Source organism: Bacillota bacterium, from assembly GCA_029961055.1.
Classification (GTDB): Bacteria; Bacillota; Sulfobacillia; order JAIMAT01; family JAIMAT01; genus JAIMAT01.
Genome location: JASBVM010000001.1, coordinates 44,603 through 60,733 on the forward strand (window position 1 = coordinate 44,603; position 16,131 = coordinate 60,733).

Sequence of the window (16,131 nt, forward strand, 5' to 3'; positions counted from 1 at the left end):
TGAGACCACCGCCCTTCTCGCAAGATCGAGAGGCTGGATCAGGGATCATCTGTCCCTCCAGGGAAATGGCAACGACCGCGTCGAAGTGGGCACGGCGGGAGGTGATGCCCGTGCCCGGCGCCCGGCCCGAGCCGCGGGCGGGACGCCCATGGCCGGCGGACCTGCTGGACCAGGCGCGTTCGGGCGACGCCCGCGCCCGGGAGGAGCTGATCGCCCGCTTCACGCCTTTCATCCTGCGGGTGGCCGCGCAGGCCTGCGGCCGCTACGTCCGGCTGGGGCTGGACGACGAGGCCAGCGTGGCGCTCATCGCCTTCAACGAGGCCATCGACCGGTACGACGCCTCCAGGGGTGCGGGCTTCCTCCCCTTCAGCCAGCAGGTGATCCGGCGTCGTCTGGTGGACTACTTCCGCAGCCAGTCGCGCCACCCCGAGACCCCGTTCTCCTCGCTGGCCGGCGAGGCGGAGGAGGACGAGGCCCCGGGGGAGGGCGCGGTGGAGGCGTTCCAGGTCGCCGGCGCGCTCAGCGAGCACCAGCGCGCCGAGCAGGCCAGCGCGCGGCGCGAGGAGATCGAGGAGTTCCGCCGCGAGCTCCGGCGCCTGGGGCTCGACCTGACCGACCTGGTCCGCTCCTCCCCCCGCCACCGGGACACGCGCCAGGTGGCGCTCCGGGTGGCGCGGCGCATCGCCGAGGTGCCGCGCTACCGGGAGCTCCTCCTGGCGACCGGCAGGCTGCCCGTGGACGAGCTGGTGAACGACCCGGGACTCGCCGTCCGCGTCCGTCCGAAGACCCTGCGCAGGCTGCGAAGCTATCTGGTGGCGGTGGTCCTTCTCTTGACCGGGGACTTTCCCCAGCTGAGGGGCTTCCTCCCGCTGACGCCCGAGGAGGCGGAGCCCGGCGAGGGGCGGAGCGGATATGTCCAGGAAGAACGCTGAACGGAACGGCGGAGAGCGGGCGACGATCCTGGAGCAGGAGGGCGGCTGGGCGGTCGTCCTCACCCGGGACGGGGAGTTCCGCCGCCTCCGCCTGCCCGCCGGCCGCGCCTGGCAGGTGGGCGACGAGCTGGCTCTGCCGGAGCCCGCGGGCGCGGGCCGGGGCGGACGCCGCCGGCTCTGGGCGGCTGCGGCGGTGGCCGCGGCGCTCCTCCTGGTCGTCCTCGGGACGCTCTCGCCCTGGTCGCGCCCCACCGCGTGGGCCTATGTCTCGCTGGACTGGCACGGGGGCGTGGAGTTCACCACCGACCGGGACGGGCGCGTGATCGACGCCCGCGCCTTCTCGACCGCAGGCGCGGAGCTTCTGCGCGACGTGGCCTGGCGCGGCAGGCCCATCGACCAGGTGCTGGCCCAGGCCGCCGAGAAGGAGATCCAGGACGCCCGGACGGGCAACGATGCCGCTTCGGCGCAGGGCAAGGCAAGTCCCGCCGGCCAGCCCCCCACCCCGGTGCTGGTGGGGATCGCTCCGGCCCGGCAGGGCGCGTCCCCGGACCGGGTGGAGAAACGGGTCCGGTCCGGCGCGGAGCGGTTGCAGGGCCTGCTCCAGAGCCAGGCGGCCGACGTGCCCGTCATGCTCCTTCGGGTCGAGGGCTCGCTCGCCGCCGACCGGGACCGGGTCCAGAGCGTCGGGGCCAGCCAGGCCTGGGCGGAGGCGCAGCGCCACCTGCCCGGCGTCCGGGTGGAGCCGGGTTGGGCGGCGCTCTTCCGGCAGCTCCTGTCGCAGGGGCTGGACCCGCAGCGGACCATCGGCGGGCAGCTTCTGCAGGGGGTTCTTCCCAAGGAGGGCGGGGCGCCGTCCGGGAAGGAGGGCCGGGAGGCGCCGGCGACCGGGCCTGCCGCGCAAGCGGGTTTGCCCGCCGGGGCCGCCGGCTCGACCCGTTCCGGCCATCCCGGGGAAGAGGGGGGGACGGGGCAGCCGGGAGGCTCGGCCGAGACGGGCGCAGCGCATCCGCTGCCCCCTCCGGTCGGGAAGCCGCCGCAAGGGGCCGACGCCGCCGGAAAGGCCCCCTTCGAGCCCGGGCGGTCCCGGGGCGAGCCGGCTTCCGTCCGGGGCCCCTCGTCCGGTCGCACGGAAAAGGGCGGCACCGGTCTGCCGTCCCTGCCGCGGCAGGGCTGCCAACCCCGCCTCGAAGGAGCGCGGCAGCTGGTCGGGAGCTGCCCGGAGGCGGAACCGCGACCGGGCGGGAAGGTGGCACCGCCGCAAGGCGGCCGGGAGGAGGCGGGCGCGCCACAGCGGTCCCGCTCCGGTGACGCTTCCTGGAAGGGTCTCCTGGATCGCCTCGGCTCGCTCGGCCGGCAGCTCGAAGGGTTGCTGGGCGCCCCCGGCGGGGATTAAGATCGCCGCGGTGTCGGCCAGCGTGCGCGTGGATGAGTTCGACTACGAGCTCCCCGAGGAGCTGATCGCCCAGGAGCCGCTGGAGCCGCGGGACGGCTCCCGGCTGATGGTCCTCGACCGGCGCAGGGGCCGGTGGGAGCATGCACGCTTTCGCGACCTGGCGGAGATTCTGCAGCCGGGCGACTGCCTGGTGCTCAACGACACCCGGGTCAGGCCGGCGCGGCTGATCGGGCGGCGCGACTCCGGGGGCCGGGTGGAGCTGCTCCTCCTGCGACCGCTGGGCGAGGATCGCTGGGAGGTCCTGGGCCGGCCGGCGAGAAAGCTGAGGGCCGGCTCTCTGCTTCTCTTCGGCGCGGCGGAGGCGGGCCAGGGAGAGCGGCTGGAGGCCGAGGTGCTGGAAAACCGCGGCGAGGGCGTCCTCCGGGTGCGCTTCCGCTACCGGGGTGAGTGGGAGAGGCTCCTGGAGCGGCTCGGGCAGGTGCCGCTCCCTCCGTACATCCGCAGGCCGCTGGAGGATCCGGAGAGGTACCAGACCGTCTACGCCCGCGAGCCCGGGTCGGCGGCGGCGCCCACGGCCGGGCTCCACTTCACGCCGGAGCTCCTGGAGCGGCTGCGCGAGCGCGGCGTGGAGCAGGTGAAGATCACCCTCCACGTCGGCATCGACACCTTCCGGCCCGTCCTGGAGGAGGAAGTGGAGCGCCACCGCATGCACGCCGAGTTCTTCACCGTCTCGGAGGAGGCGGCCGAGGCCATCAACCGGGCCCGGGCCGCGGGCGGGCGGCGGGTGGCGGTGGGAACCACGGTGGTCCGCACCCTGGAGAGCGTCGCCGATCCCCAGGGCCGCGTCCGGCCCGCCCGGGGCTGGACCGACCTCTTCATCTACCCGGGCTACCGCTACCGGGCGGTGGACGCGCTCCTCACCAACTTCCACCTGCCCCGCTCGACGCTGCTGATGCTGGTCTCCGCCTTCGCCGGGCGCGACCTGATCCTGGCCGCCTACCGCGAGGCGGTCGGCCGGCGGTACCGTTTCTTCTCCTTCGGCGATGCCATGCTGATCCTGTGAGGACGGTGGACGAGGTGGCGATGCGGCCGCGCTGGCGTCTTCTCGCCCGGGACCGGTCCAGCCGCGCCCGGGCAGGCGTTCTGGAGACCGCCCACGGCGAGGTTCCGACCCCGGCCTTCATGCCGGTGGGCACGCTGGGCGCGGTCCGCACCCTGGCGCCGTGGGAGGTGGAGGCCACGGGGACGCGGATGCTCCTGGCCAACACCTATCACCTCTTCCTGCGGCCGGGGGCGGAGCGGGTGGCCCGGGCGGGCGGCCTCCACGCCTTCATGGGCTGGGAGCACGCCGTCCTCACCGACTCGGGCGGCTACCAGGTGATGAGCCTGGCGCCGCTGCGACGCATCGACGAGGACGGGGTGACCTTCCGCTCCCACATCGACGGCTCGCTCCAGCGGCTGACGCCCGAGGTGGCCGTCGCGGTCCAGGAGCAGCTCGGCTCCGACGTGGCCATGGTGCTGGACGTCTGCCCGCCCTACGGCGCCCCGGCGGAGGAGCTGGAGGAAGCGGTCCGCCTCACCGGCGCCTGGGCGGCGCGGGCGCGGCGCGTCCACCGGAGGCCCGACCAGGCGCTCTTCGGCATCATCCAGGGCGGCGTCGACCTGGAGCTCCGCCGCCGCTCCACGGAGCAGGTGACGGCCCTCGACTTCCACGGCTACGCGCTGGGCGGCCTGAGCGTGGGCGAACCGAAGGAGCTGATGCTGCGGACGCTGGAGGAAGTGATCCCCTGGCTCCCGGAGGACCGCCCCCGCTACCTGATGGGTGTCGGCACCCCCCTCGACCTGCTGGAGGGGGTGCGGCGCGGCGTGGACCTCTTCGACTGCGTGGAGCCGGCCCGGGTGGCGCGGCACGGGACGGCGTGGACCCGGGAGGGCGCCCTCCGCCTCCTCAACCGCCGCTTCGCCGACGATTTCCGCCCGCTCGATCCGGCCTGCACCTGCTCCACCTGCCGCCACTTCAGCCGGGCCTACCTCCGTCACCTGCTGAAAGTGGGGGAGGCGCTGGCCAGGCGGCTCCTCACCCTGCACAACATCACTTTCACGCAAGATATCGTTGCCGGATTGCGAAAAGACATCATCGAGGGGCGGAAACTCGGCGAAGGATGGTTTTCGTGGAGGGAAACAGGCTTGCAAGGAGAGGATTGACAAAGCAGGGAAACCGCCCTACACAGAGGGTGGAGTGAGCGGGTGGTGCCGGCGATCGGCCGGAACCGGGAGGGTCGGCTCGTGAGCTGCAGGCAAAAGCTACCTCGGCGGGTATGCCCGCATATCGCGCCCCTCCCCGGCGGCCGGGTGGAGCGGAAGTCATCCAGGGCTTGCAGGGTTTCCTGCAAGCCCTGAATATTTCGGCCACTTCAGCATGACGAAGTACCGGCCGGCGGCCCGCACGGCGACGGACCGGCTCCCCTTCCGCGGCCCATGGGGCGGCGGCCGGGAGCCGAGCGGCGCGCTGACCGCATGCGCCCCGGGGAGAGGGCGCGGCGGGGCGAAGGAGGTCGTAGCGTTGGCCGACCTGGTGGTGAAGGAGACGACCAACCCGTACAGGATCGTGCAGAGGCAGATCCGCCACGCCTGCGAGGCACTGGGACTGCCGGAGGTCGCCTACGAGATGCTGAAGGCACCCAAGCGCTTCCTCGAGGTGCAGATCCCCGTGCGCATGGACGACGGCACTGTCCGTCTCTTCACCGGCTACCGGTCCCAGCACAACGACGCCCTGGGGCCGGCCAAGGGCGGCATCCGCTTTCACCCCGGCGTCACCCCGGACGAGGTGAAGGCGCTCTCCATGTGGATGACGCTCAAGTGTTCCCTGCTCGGCCTGCCGCTGGGCGGGGGCAAGGGCGGGGTCGTCTGCGATCCCACAGAGCTGAGCGAGCGCGAGCTCGAGGCGCTGAGCCGGGGCTACATCCGGGCCATCGCCCCCTTCATCGGACCGGAACAGGACGTGCCGGCCCCGGACGTCTTCACCAACGCCCGCGTCATGGCCTGGATGATGGACGAGTACAGCCAGATCCAGGGCCACAACGTCTTCAGCGCCATCACCGGCAAGCCGGAGGTGCTGGGAGGCTCCTCCGGCCGGACAGGGGCCACGGGCCGCGGCGTGGCCATCACCATCCGCAAGGCGGCGGAGCGGCTGGGGCTGAAGCTCCGGGGCGCGACGGCGGCGGTTCAGGGGTTCGGCAATGTGGGCTCGCATGCAGCCCGCTACCTGGCGGAGCTCGGCGTGCGCATCGTCGGGATCTCGGACGTCCACGGTGGCGTCTACAACCCGGACGGCATCGACGTCCAGGCGGCCGTCGAGTGGACGCGGCGGGAGGGGAGCGTGGCCGGCCTCCCGGGGACGAAAGCCGTCGCCTCCGACGAGGTTCTCTTCCTCCCGGTAGACATCCTGGTGCCTGCCGCCCTGGAGGACCAGCTGACGGCTGAAAACGCGGGCCGGGTCCAGGCGCGCATCATCGGCGAGGGAGCCAACGGCCCGACCACGCCGGAGGCGGACGAGATCCTGTACCGGAACGGGGTGCTGGTCATCCCGGACGTGCTGGCCAACGCCGGCGGCGTGACGGTCAGCTACTTCGAGTGGGTGCAGAACCTGTACCACTTCACCTGGACCGAGGCGGAGGTCAACCGACGGCTGGAGGAGATGATGGGGCGCGCCTTCGACACCGTCTATGCGGTGCATGAGGAGCACGGCGTCCCGATGCGCGAGGCGGCCGACAGGGTGGCCGTCAAGCGGATCTACGACGCGATGGAGGCCCGCGGCTGGCTCCACTGATCACGCAGGAAGGAACGAACGAACGGGCGGCGAGGCCGGGCGGCCTCGCCGCCTCCTCTTGCCGCGGGAGTCGGCCGGCTTTCTCGCGGAAAAGGGATCTGCCGGGCCGGATTGACAATTGCCGGAAACCGCCCTACAAGAGGACGGGGCCAGGGTTTGCAGGGTTGCTTCTCGCCCTGCAGGCCTCTGTGCTGCGACCGCTTCAGCAGGCCAAGCACGTCGGCGGGCGGCCGTTCCAAGCGTCCCGCCGGGATGCCCCCGGCCCCGCGAGGGGACGACTGGCAGCGAGCGGGACGGGCGAAGCTGTGAGCGCAGGCAACCTGTGGAGGGTTGCAGCGGGGCGAGGGGGGAATCGGATGGCCGACCTGCTGGCGAAGGAAACGACCAACCCGTTCGAGATCGTGCAGGGGCAGATCCGGCATGCCTGCGAGGCACTCGGGGTACCGCCGGCCGCCTTCGAGGTGTTGAGGGCGCCCAGGCGCTTCCTCGAGGTCCGGATCCCCGTGCGCATGGACGACGGCACCGTCCGCCTCTTTACGGGCTACCGAGCGCAGCACAACGACGCCCTGGGACCCACCAAGGGGGGGATTCGCTTTCACCCTGCTGTCACCCCGGACGAGGTGAAGGCGCTCTCCATGTGGATGACCCTCAAGTGCTCGCTGCTCGGCCTGCCGCTCGGCGGCGGCAAGGGCGGGGTCGTCTGCAACCCCAAGGAGATGAGCGAGCGCGAGCTGGAGGAGTTGAGCCGCGGCTACATCCGGGCCATCGCTCCCATCGTCGGACCGGAGAAGGATGTGCCGGCGCCCGACGTCTACACCAACCCCCGGATCATGGCCTGGATGATGGACGAGTACAGCAAAATCCAGGGCCACAACGTCTTCGGCCTGATCACCGGCAAACCGGTGGCCGTCGGCGGTTCGCTGGGTCGCAGCGAGGCGACGGGTCGGGGCTGCGTGGTGACGGTGAGCCGCGCCGCCGAGCGGGTAGGCCTCGACCTGACCGGGGCGACCGTGGCCGTCCAGGGCTTCGGCAACGCCGGCAGCGTCGCTGCCCGGTTGATCGGTCAGCGCGGCGCCCGCGTCGTGGCGGTGAGCGACTCCAAGGGCGGTATCTTCAAGGCGGACGGCCTGGATGTCGAAGCGGTCGTCCGGCACAAGGCCGAGACAGGGACGGTCCTCGGCTTCCCCGGCGCGCGGGAGATCACCAACGACGAGCTCCTCACGCTCGACGTCGACATCCTCATTCCGGCCGCGCTGGAGAACCAGCTGACCGCGGAGAACGCGCCGCGCATCCGGGCGCGGATCATCGCCGAAGCGGCCAACGGTCCCACCACGCCGGAGGCCGACGAGATCCTGTACCGCAACGGCGTCCTGGTGGTCCCGGACGTGCTGGCCAATGCGGGTGGCGTCACCGTCAGCTACTTCGAGTGGGTCCAGAACCGGTATAACTTCTACTGGACGGAAGAAGAGGTCAACCAGCGGTTGGAAGCGATGATGACCAGGGCCTTCGACGCCGTCTACGTCATGCATGAGGAGCGCGGCGTCTCCATGCGCGAGGCCGCCGACATGGTGGCGGTCCGGCGCGTCGTCGACGCCATGGAGGCCCGGGGATGGCTACACTGAACGCGAGCGCCTGAGGGGCCCGGAAGGCGGCGGGGCCGAAAGAGCCTCGCCGCCTCGTCGTCAGCGGCGCCTTCGGTGCCGCCGCCGGCAGGCGGGAGGCCCGCCGGGCGCGAGGGAGGGACGCCGGATGCGCTGGGACGAGGAAGCCCGCACGCGGCACGAGGCTTGGCTGGAGCGGCTGGAGGCTGCGCCCCGGCGGCGCCAGCGGTTCGCCACGCCGTCGGGCCTCGAGGTGAAGCCGCTCTATACGCCCGAGGACCTCCCCGACGCTCCCTACGCGGAGCGCCTAGGCTTTCCGGGGGAGTACCCCTTCACGCGCGGGATCTACCCCAGCATGTACCGCGGGCGGACGTGGACCATGCGGCAGTACGCCGGCTATGCCACCGCCGAGGAGTCCAACCGCCGCTACCGCTACCTGCTGGAGCAGGGCCAGACCGGCTTGAGCGTCGCCTTCGACCTGCCGACGCAGATCGGGTACGACTCGGACCATCCCCTCGCCTTCGGCGAGGTGGGGCGGGTCGGCGTGGCCATCGACACGGTGGAAGACATGGAGCGGCTCTTCGAGGGGATCCCGCTCGACCGGGTCAGCACCTCCATGACCATCAACGCCACCGCCGCCACGCTCCTGGCCTTCTACATCGTGGTCGCGGAACGGCGCGGGATCCCGCCGGAGAAGCTGTCGGGCACCGTCCAGAACGACATCCTCAAGGAGTACGCCGCCCGGGGCACGTACATCTACCCGCCCGGCCCCTCCATGCGCCTGGTCACCGACCTGATGGAGTTCTGCGCGGAGCGGGTGCCGAACTGGAATACCATCAGCATCTCCGGCTACCACATCCGCGAGGCGGGCGCGACGGCGGTGGAGGAGCTGGCCTTCACCCTGGCCGACGGGATCGCCTACGTCCGGGCGGCGGTGGATCGGGGCCTGGAGGTCGACCGCTTCGCGCCCAGGCTCTCCTTCTTCTTCAACGCCCACATGCACTTCTTCGAGGAGATCGCCAAGTTCCGGGCGGCCCGGCGGATGTGGGCGAAGATCATGCGCGAGCGCTTCGGCGCCCGCGACCCGCGCTCCTGGATGCTCCGCTTCCACACCCAGACGGCGGGCTCCACCCTGACCGCCCAGCAGCCGGAGAACAACGTGGTCCGCGTCACGCTCCAGGCGCTGGCGGCCGTCCTGGGAGGCACCCAGTCGCTGCACACCAACGCCCGCGACGAGGCGCTGGCGCTGCCCACGGAGGAGAGCGCGCGCCTGGCGCTGCGCACCCAGCAGATCCTGGCGCTGGAGAGCGGCGTGGCCGACACCGCCGACCCGCTGGGCGGCTCCTACTTCGTGGAGGCGCTGACCGACCGCCTGGAGCAGGAAGCGTGGCAGCTGATCGAGGAGATCGACCGCATGGGGGGCGCGGTCCGCGCGGTGGAGGAAGGCTGGATGCAGGAGCGGATCCGCCGCAGCGCCTACCGCTACCAGCGGGCGGTGGAGTCGGGCGAGCAGCCGGTGGTGGGTGTCAACGTCCTCCGCGACGAGGAAGGGGCGGGCGACCCGGCCTCCGGCCTCCTCCAGATCGACCCCGCGGTGGAGCGGGACCAGGTGGAGCGCCTCCGCGCCTACCGCGCCCGGAGGGACGCCGTCGCGGTGGCCCGCGCGCGGGAGAGGCTGGAGCAGTCGGCGCGCGACCCGCACGCCAACCTGCTGCCGCCCATCCTCGAGGCGGCCCGTGCCGGCGTCACGCTGGGCGAGATCGCCGACACGCTGCGCGCCGTCTTCGGCGAGTACGGCGCCGCCCGGCAGGCGGGCTAGGCCGCGCGGGGCGAGGCGCGAGCCGGGAGGGAGGCGAAGAGGATGAGGTTGGAGCGGCCCATCCGGGTTCTGGTGGCCAAGCCGGGGCTGGACGGGCACGACCGGGGCGCCAAGGTGATCGCCCAGGCGCTCCGCGACGCCGGCATGGAGGTGATCTACACCGGGCTTCGCCAGACGCCGGCCATGATCGCGCAGGCGGCGCTGGAGGAGGACGTGGACGTGGTCGGACTCTCCAGCCTCTCCGGCGCCCACCGCACGCTCTTTCCCGAGGTGCTGCGGGAGATGCGGGAGCGGGGGCTGGGGGACGTACCGGTGATCGCCGGCGGCATCATCCCGCCGGAGGATGCGGAGCGCCTGGAGGCCGCCGGCATCGCCCGCATCTTTCCGCCGGGCACGCCGCTGGAGAGGATCGTGGCGGCCGTGGAGGAGCTGGCGCGGGGGCGCCGGACGGGCGAGCTGAGCCGCAGGGGGGAGGGATGAGCGTGGAGCGGCCGGCGTTGGACCACATCGGGGTGGCGGTGGACGACCTGGAAGCCGCCCTCCCCCGCTGGGGCGCCCTGGGGCTGGCGGCCGTCCACGTGGAGGAGGTGGCCGGGGACCGGGTCCGGGTGGCGCTTCTCCCCTTCGCCGGGGGAGGGCGGATCGAGCTGCTGGAGCCGACCGATCCCGCAGGCCCGGTGGGTCGCTTCCTCTCGCGGAGGGGGGCGGGGCTCCACCACGTCGCCCTGCGGGTGGCGGACATCCGGCGGGCGCTGCGGGAGGCGGTGGAGGCGGGGCTGGAGGCCATCGACGCGGAGCCGCGGCGCGGCGCCGAGGGCCAGTGGGTCGCCTTCCTCAAGCCGGCGGGGCTGGGGGGCGTCCTGGTCGAACTCTGCCAGAAGGAGGAGGAGGCTTGAGCGCGGGAGACGTGTCGGAGCTGCTCCGCCGCCGCCAGCAGGCGCTGGCGGGTGGCGGCCCGGAGCGCGTCGCCAAGCAGCATGCCCAGGGGAAGCTGACCGCCCGCGAGCGGCTGGAGATCCTCTTCGACCCGGGCAGTTTCCAGGAGATCGGGCAGCTGGCCGCCCACCGGGGCGACGTGCCCGGCCTGGAGGGGCGCGAGGCGCCCGGCGACGGGGTGGTGACCGGGTGGGGCCGGGTGGAGGGACGGACGGTCTTCGCCTTCGCCCAGGACTTCACCCAGATCGGCGGCACCCTGGGCGAGGTCCACGCCCAGAAGATCCAGAAGCTCCAGGAGACGGCACTCCGGGCCGGTGCGCCCGTCGTCGGCCTGCAGGACTCCGGTGGCGCCCGCATCCAGGAGGGCGTGGCGGCGCTGGACGGGTACGCCGGCATCTTCCGCAGGAACACGCTGGCCTCCGGGGTGATCCCCCAGATCTCGGTCATCCTGGGCCCCTGCGCCGGCGGGGCGGTCTACAGCCCGGCGCTGACCGACCTGGTGGTGATGGTCGAGGGGACCAGCCAGATGTTCATCACCGGCCCTGACGTGATCCGGGCCGTCACCGGCGAGGAGATCACCCACGAGGAGCTGGGCGGCGCGAGGGCGCACTTCGTGCGGAGCGGCGTCGCGCACCTCGTGGCGCCGGACGACCGGAGCGCGCTGGAGCTGGTGCGGCGGCTCCTGGGATACCTTCCTTCCAACAACGTCGAGGATCCGCCGGCGGGCGAAGCCCGCGAGCCGGACGCGCAGGCCTCCGAGGAGCTGGAGCACGCCATCCCCGCGGACCCCAACCGTCCCTATGACGTGCGCCGGGTGATCCAGGGGCTGGTGGACGCGGGCAGCTGGCTGGAGATCCAGGCCGGCTTCGCGCAGAACGCGGTGGTCGGACTGGCGCGCATGGCCGGCCGGGTCGTCGGGGTGGTGGCCAACCAGCCGCGGACGCTGGCGGGCACGCTGGACATCGACGCCTCCGACAAGATCGCCCGCTTCGTCCGCCTCTGCGACGCCTTCAACATCCCCCTGGTGACGCTGGTGGACACGCCGGGCTACCTGCCCGGGCGGGCGCAGGAGCACGGCGGCATCATCCGCCACGGGGCCAAGGTGCTTTACGCCTACGCCGAGGCGACGGTACCCAAGGTGAGCCTCATCCTGCGCAAGGCGTACGGCGGCGCCTACATCGCCATGTGCTGCCGCGGGCTGGGCGCCGACCTCGCCTGGGCCTGGCCGACCGCCGAGATCGCGGTGATGGGGCCGGAGGGCGCCGCCAACATCATCTACCGGCGGGAGATCGAGGCGGCCGAGGATCCCGCCGCCGAGCGCGCGCGCCGGGTGGCGGAGTACCGCGAGCGGTTGGCCAACCCCTTCGTCGCGGCGGAGCGCGGCTTCATCGACGACGTGCTCCTGCCCGGGGAGACGCGGGCGCGGCTGATCGCGGCCCTGGAGGGGCTGGCCGCCAAGCGGGAGGAGCGCCCCCCCAGGAAGCACGGCAATCTCCCGCTGTGACGCGGGGAGGAGGGGAACGGACCTTGGCCGGCACGGAGGACCGGGCGGGCGGGCGGAGGCTGGCGCCCGCGCAGGTGGCGGCCATCGCGGCCGCGCTGGCGGCGTCGGAGGAGGAGGGCGGGAGGGCCGGTGCCCGGATCCGGGTCCGGCCGGCGGCCGGCTCGGCGCCCGGCGTCGACGGCTTCTCCCCCTGGCGGTGGGCCGGTCGGATGGACGGGATGCGCGGGGCGGAACGCCTGATGCTGATGCGAGGAGGTCGCAAGGCGTGATCCGACGCTATCGGGTTCGGGTGGACGGGCAGGAGTTCGAGGTGGAGGTGGAGAGCCTGGGGCCCGTCGTGGCGGAGGGCGCGGCCCGGGCCGTCGCCGGGGCGCCGGTGGAGGCGGCCGCGGAGGTGGCCCCGCCGCCGCGGCCCGAGGCGGCGGAGCCGCGCGCCGGCGGCTCCGGGGGAGCGCGTCCCGCGGCCGCCGCCGGCGAACGGGTGGTCGCCCCGCTTCCGGGCGTGGTCCTGGAGGTGCGGGCGGAGGAGGGCCAGCGCGTGGAGGAAGGCGACGTTCTCTGCGTCCTGGAGGCGATGAAGATGGAGAACGAGATCACGGCCCCGGTCGGCGGCACCGTCGCCGAGGTGGCCGTCCGGCCGAGCGAGGCGGTGAACACCGGCGACCTCCTCTTCGTCCTGGCTGCCGGTTGAGGAGGAGAAGGCGCTCCTGCGCAGGCAGCTCCTCGCCTGGCGGCGGAGCCTCCCGCCCGCGCAGCGGCGTGCCTGGGACCGGGCCATGGTCCGCCGGTTGCTGGCCTGGCCGCCCTTTCTCCAGGCGCACCTGGTGATGGGCTACGTCGCCTGGCGGGGGGAGCCGGACCTGGGGGCGGCCCTCCGCTGGCGCCGGCGGCAGGGGGGAGCGGTGGTCCTGCCCGCCACCGATCCCGCCGCGCACCGGATCCTGCCGCGCCGCTTCCTCTCGGGGATGAGACTGCGACGGGGCCCGCTGGGGATCCCGGAACCCCCCGAGGAGGCTCCGGCGGTCGACCCCTCCGAGATCGACCTGGTCCTCCTGCCCGGCGTCGCCTTCGACCGTCGCGGCTTCCGCCTCGGCTACGGCGGCGGCTACTTCGACCGCTGGCTCGCCCGGCCCGGGATGCACGCCCGTACCGTGGGCGTCGCCTACGCGGCCCAGATCGTCGAGAGCCTTCCGCACGCGCCCTGGGACCGGAGGGTGGAGGAGCTGCTCAGCGAGGAAGCGGGGCCGGAGCGATGCGCCGGACCCGGCCGTGCTCCAGGGCGAAGATGAGCGCCTCGGCGGTGGCGCGGTTGGTGGCCACCGGCACGCCGCGGACGTCGCAGAGCCGGAGCAGGGCGGAGACGTCGGGCTCGTGCGGATGGGCGGTCAGGGGGTCGCGGAAGAAGAAGAGGACGTCGACGCGGCCCTGGGCGATCTCGCTGCCCACCTGCTGGTCGCCGCCCATGGGCCCGGAGAGGAGGCGCTCCACGTCCAGGCCGGTCGCCTCGGCGACCACCCGGCCGGTGGTGCCGGTGGCCACCAGCTCGTGGGCGGCCAGCAGCTCCCGGTGCTGGCGGGCGAAGTCGACCATCTCGGGCTTCCGGCGATCATGGGCCACCAGCGCGATGCGCAAGCGCTCCGCCTCCCGACCCTTTCGTGGCTCCGTCTTCTTTCTTCGCGTGGAAAACTTCGCGTGAAAAATGCGGCCGCCTGCCGGCGGCCGCAGCTCCCACGCAAATCCCCTGCGAATCTGGTGGACGTGGCGGGATTCGAACCCGCTACCTCTAGCTTGCGATGCTAGCGCTCTCCCAATTGAGCTACACGCCCTCGCGGCGCCCCTCAGTATAGCCGCGACGCGAGCGGCGGGTCAAGCGACCGCACCCGACAGGAGGCGCCGGCCTGCCGCCCACCCCTGGCGGCGACCGGCGGCGGAGAGCGTGCGCGGCCCCGACCGCCGTCGGCCGCGGGAGCCTTTCGGTCCTCCGCGCCGAGCCCGGTCGAGCCGTGCCCGCCCGCGGCCGGGGAAGGCTCAAAGGTGGGGGAGGAGATCCGATCCCAGGACCGAAGAGGGCAGGCAGTGGGTCAAAGTGGGGCCAAGTGGGAGACCCACCCGGCGGGATGGCGGCGAGCGAGCGTGCTGATCGGGGAGTACCGCCACAGCCTCGATGCCAAGGGCAGGGTGACGATCCCGGCCCGGCTCCGCGACGAGTTGGGCGCGCGGGTGATCCTCACCCGCGGCCTCGACCGCTGCCTCTTCGTCTATTCCGTGGAGGACTGGGAACGGCTCCGCGCGGGTCTGGCCCAACTCCCCTTCACCCAGGCCGACGTGCGCGCCTTCGCCCGCCTCTTCTTCGCGGGGGCGGTGGAGGGCGAGGTGGATCGCCAGGGGCGGCTCCTGATCCCGCCCATGTTGCGCGAGTACGGCGGCATCGATCGGGAGATCGCCATCCTGGGCGTCTCGGACCGGCTGGAGATCTGGGCTGCCGAGGTCTGGGAGGAGTATGCCCGGCGGACCTCCGCCTCCTACGAGGCGGTGGCCGAACGGCTCTTCGCGCCCGGGTGGGGAGCGGGGCGCGAGGAGCGGGGGGCAGGTACCAGGGGGTGAGAGGCTGTGCAGGGTCAGCTTCTGCACGTCCCGGTCCTGCGGGACGAGGTGGTCGACTTCCTGGCCGACCGGGACGTGGGCCAGGCGGTGGACGCCACCGTCGGCGCGGGCGGCCACGCGGAGGCGCTGCTGGCCAGCGGCCGCGTGGGGTCGCTGATCGGACTGGACCGGGACACCCGGGCGCTGCCCTTGGCCAAGGAGCGCCTGGCGCCCTGGGGATCGAGGGTGACGCTGGTCCACGCCGACTTCGCCGACCTGGACGAGATCCTCGAATCGCTGGGCACCGGCCCCGTCGATGCCGTCCTCTTCGACCTGGGCCTCTCCTCCATGCAGGTGGACGAGCCCGAGCGGGGCTTCTCCTACCAGCACGACGCGCCGCTGGACATGCGCATGGATCCGAGCCAGCCGACCACCGCCTACCACCTGGTCAACGGCCTGACGCGCGGGGAGCTGGAGCGGCTTCTGAGGGAGTACGGCGAGGAGCGGTGGGCCGGCCGGATCGCCGACTTCATCGTCCGCGCCCGGGACCGGGGCCGGATCGAGACCACGGGCCAGCTGGTGGAGATCGTCAAGGCGGCCGTCCCCGCCGCTGCCCGGCGCCAGGGGGGCCACCCGGCGCGCCGGACCTTCCAGGCGCTGCGCATCGCCGTCAACGACGAACTGAACGCGCTGGAGCGCGGCCTCCGGGCGGCCATGGAAGCGCTCAACCCCGGCGGGCGCCTGGCGGTGATCAGCTTCCACTCGCTGGAGGACCGCATCGTCAAGCGACGCTTCCAGGAAGCGTCGCGGTCCGGAGGGTGGCGGTTGCTCACGCCCACCCCGGTCTCGCCGGGCACCCGGGAGGTCGAGGCCAACCCTCGCGCGCGCAGCGCCAAGCTCCGTGTGCTGGAACGTTCGGGCCCGGTGGGGGGCGGTTCTAATGCGGAGGCGGGCGAATAGCGATGCAGGGTAGCCGAGCGGTTGCGCGGGGCCGGCCGCAGGAGGGGGCGGGGCGGGCCGCGCGCTCGCCGCGCCGCCGTCCCGCCGCCCGGGAGGGTCGCCGCTCCGAGCTGCGCTTCCTCGGGGGGCTGGCGCTCCTCTGGCTGCTGGCGGTGGGCGTGGTCGTCCTCCACGTACAGGTGAGCAGCGCCGCCTACCGGCTCGATCAGGAGGCCAGCCGCCTGGCCGCGCTCCGCCAGCAGGAGGCGCTCCTGGCGGCGCAGGCCGCCAGCCTCGACTCGCCGCAGCGCGTGCTGAGCGAGGCGCGTACCAAGCTGGGACTGGTGACGCCGCAGGCTTCCCCCATCCCGCTCCGGCCCGGCCGGCCCGCCGGGGCGCCGCCGGCGCCGGCCGGCAGGCAGGCGGTGGTGCGGTTGCCACCCCCGCCGCAGCCTTCCCCCGAACGGGCGGCGGTCCAGTCCTGGTGGGGCCACGCCGTCCGCTTCGCCCAGGCGCTCTGGGCGCTCGGCCGGTGACGGTCTGCGCGGACCGGTCGCCAGCTCCGCGTCGCACGGTGCGAGACGGTGAGAGAGGA

Annotated in this window: 17 protein-coding genes and 1 tRNA gene; 16 read left to right on the plus strand and 2 right to left on the minus strand. The window is 73.3% G+C overall.

What is annotated here, in order from left to right:
- Nucleotides 1-65: 65 nt before the first annotated feature.
- From QJR14_00195 to QJR14_00255, 13 genes are all read left to right on the plus strand, one after another.
- Nucleotides 66-932, plus strand: a complete 867-nt coding sequence (locus tag QJR14_00195; GenBank protein ID MDI3316049.1) for a sigma-70 family RNA polymerase sigma factor — start codon at nt 66-68, stop codon at nt 930-932.
- The gene (locus QJR14_00200; protein ID MDI3316050.1) at nt 913-2,325 is read left to right on the plus strand and encodes a hypothetical protein; all 1,413 of its coding nucleotides are present in this window, start codon (nt 913-915) and stop codon (nt 2,323-2,325) included. Before QJR14_00195 ends, QJR14_00200 begins: the two co-directional genes overlap by 20 nt.
- A gap of 22 nt (nt 2,326-2,347) precedes the next feature.
- A complete protein-coding gene (queA, locus tag QJR14_00205; protein MDI3316051.1) occupies nt 2,348-3,388 on the plus strand; it encodes a tRNA preQ1(34) S-adenosylmethionine ribosyltransferase-isomerase QueA in 1,041 nt (346 codons plus the stop codon).
- Nucleotides 3,389-3,408: 20 nt separating this feature from the next.
- Nucleotides 3,409-4,530 (plus strand): tRNA guanosine(34) transglycosylase Tgt, encoded by a 1,122-nt coding sequence (tgt, locus tag QJR14_00210; GenBank protein ID MDI3316052.1) that lies wholly within the window; start codon nt 3,409-3,411, stop codon nt 4,528-4,530.
- A 370-nt stretch (nt 4,531-4,900) separates the two neighbouring features.
- Nucleotides 4,901-6,154 carry a Glu/Leu/Phe/Val dehydrogenase gene (locus QJR14_00215; GenBank protein MDI3316053.1) on the plus strand — a complete coding sequence of 418 codons (1,254 nt, stop codon included), beginning with the start codon at nt 4,901-4,903 and terminating at the stop codon, nt 6,152-6,154.
- Nucleotides 6,155-6,522: 368 nt separating this feature from the next.
- Complete coding sequence (locus QJR14_00220; protein ID MDI3316054.1) at nt 6,523-7,776, plus strand: Glu/Leu/Phe/Val dehydrogenase; 1,254 nt, start codon at nt 6,523-6,525, stop codon at nt 7,774-7,776.
- A gap of 127 nt (nt 7,777-7,903) precedes the next feature.
- Nucleotides 7,904-9,574, plus strand: a complete 1,671-nt coding sequence (locus QJR14_00225; protein ID MDI3316055.1) for a methylmalonyl-CoA mutase family protein — start codon at nt 7,904-7,906, stop codon at nt 9,572-9,574.
- A gap of 42 nt (nt 9,575-9,616) precedes the next feature.
- Nucleotides 9,617-10,054, plus strand: a complete 438-nt coding sequence (locus tag QJR14_00230; protein ID MDI3316056.1) for a cobalamin B12-binding domain-containing protein — start codon at nt 9,617-9,619, stop codon at nt 10,052-10,054.
- The gene (gene mce / locus QJR14_00235) at nt 10,051-10,470 is read left to right on the plus strand and encodes a methylmalonyl-CoA epimerase (GenBank protein ID MDI3316057.1); all 420 of its coding nucleotides are present in this window, start codon (nt 10,051-10,053) and stop codon (nt 10,468-10,470) included. Before QJR14_00230 ends, mce begins: the two co-directional genes overlap by 4 nt.
- A complete protein-coding gene (locus tag QJR14_00240; GenBank protein MDI3316058.1) occupies nt 10,467-12,014 on the plus strand; it encodes an acyl-CoA carboxylase subunit beta in 1,548 nt (515 codons plus the stop codon). The genes mce and QJR14_00240 overlap by 4 nt, the downstream gene beginning before the upstream one ends.
- Nucleotides 12,015-12,037: 23 nt before the next feature.
- Nucleotides 12,038-12,283, plus strand: coding sequence for a hypothetical protein (locus QJR14_00245; protein ID MDI3316059.1), 246 nt, complete (start codon nt 12,038-12,040; stop codon nt 12,281-12,283).
- Nucleotides 12,280-12,705, plus strand: a complete 426-nt coding sequence (locus tag QJR14_00250; protein MDI3316060.1) for a biotin/lipoyl-binding protein — start codon at nt 12,280-12,282, stop codon at nt 12,703-12,705. The genes QJR14_00245 and QJR14_00250 overlap by 4 nt, the downstream gene beginning before the upstream one ends.
- A gap of 16 nt (nt 12,706-12,721) precedes the next feature.
- The gene (locus QJR14_00255) at nt 12,722-13,303 is read left to right on the plus strand and encodes a 5-formyltetrahydrofolate cyclo-ligase (protein MDI3316061.1); all 582 of its coding nucleotides are present in this window, start codon (nt 12,722-12,724) and stop codon (nt 13,301-13,303) included.
- On the opposite strand, the gene QJR14_00260 is transcribed toward QJR14_00255, so the two are convergent.
- Both QJR14_00260 and QJR14_00265 read right to left on the minus strand, forming a co-directional pair.
- Complete coding sequence (locus QJR14_00260) at nt 13,242-13,646, minus strand: methylglyoxal synthase (GenBank protein MDI3316062.1); 405 nt, start codon at nt 13,644-13,646, stop codon at nt 13,242-13,244. The genes QJR14_00255 and QJR14_00260 overlap by 62 nt on opposite strands.
- 118 nt (nt 13,647-13,764) lie before the next feature.
- Nucleotides 13,765-13,840, minus strand: a tRNA-Ala gene (locus tag QJR14_00265).
- Nucleotides 13,841-14,147: 307 nt separating this feature from the next.
- On the opposite strand from QJR14_00265, the gene mraZ reads away from it, so the two are divergent.
- Genes mraZ through QJR14_00280 form a run of 3 tightly spaced genes read left to right on the plus strand, consistent with a single transcriptional unit; the run spans nt 14,148 to nt 16,072 of the window.
- Nucleotides 14,148-14,618 (plus strand): division/cell wall cluster transcriptional repressor MraZ, encoded by a 471-nt coding sequence (mraZ, locus tag QJR14_00270; protein MDI3316063.1) that lies wholly within the window; start codon nt 14,148-14,150, stop codon nt 14,616-14,618.
- A 6-nt stretch (nt 14,619-14,624) separates the two neighbouring features.
- A complete protein-coding gene (rsmH, locus tag QJR14_00275; GenBank protein MDI3316064.1) occupies nt 14,625-15,557 on the plus strand; it encodes a 16S rRNA (cytosine(1402)-N(4))-methyltransferase RsmH in 933 nt (310 codons plus the stop codon).
- A gap of 2 nt (nt 15,558-15,559) precedes the next feature.
- Nucleotides 15,560-16,072: a hypothetical protein gene (locus QJR14_00280; protein ID MDI3316065.1), complete on the plus strand. Its 513-nt coding sequence runs from the start codon at nt 15,560-15,562 to the stop codon at nt 16,070-16,072.
- Nucleotides 16,073-16,131: the final 59 nt, after the last annotated feature.

What these genes read in the sequence shown, in the direction of transcription:
- tgt (MDI3316052.1), top strand. Translation starts at nt 3,409, where the DNA reads ATGCGGCCGCGCTGGCGTCTTCTCGCCCGGGACCGGTCCAGCCGCGCC.
- QJR14_00280 (MDI3316065.1), top strand. Translation starts at nt 15,560, where the DNA reads ATGCAGGGTAGCCGAGCGGTTGCGCGGGGCCGGCCGCAGGAGGGGGCG.
- QJR14_00225 (MDI3316055.1), top strand. Translation starts at nt 7,904, where the DNA reads ATGCGCTGGGACGAGGAAGCCCGCACGCGGCACGAGGCTTGGCTGGAG.
- QJR14_00195 (MDI3316049.1), top strand. Translation starts at nt 66, where the DNA reads ATGGCAACGACCGCGTCGAAGTGGGCACGGCGGGAGGTGATGCCCGTG.
- QJR14_00230 (MDI3316056.1), top strand. Translation starts at nt 9,617, where the DNA reads ATGAGGTTGGAGCGGCCCATCCGGGTTCTGGTGGCCAAGCCGGGGCTG.
- mce (MDI3316057.1), top strand. Translation starts at nt 10,051, where the DNA reads ATGAGCGTGGAGCGGCCGGCGTTGGACCACATCGGGGTGGCGGTGGAC.
- QJR14_00200 (MDI3316050.1), top strand. Translation starts at nt 913, where the DNA reads ATGTCCAGGAAGAACGCTGAACGGAACGGCGGAGAGCGGGCGACGATC.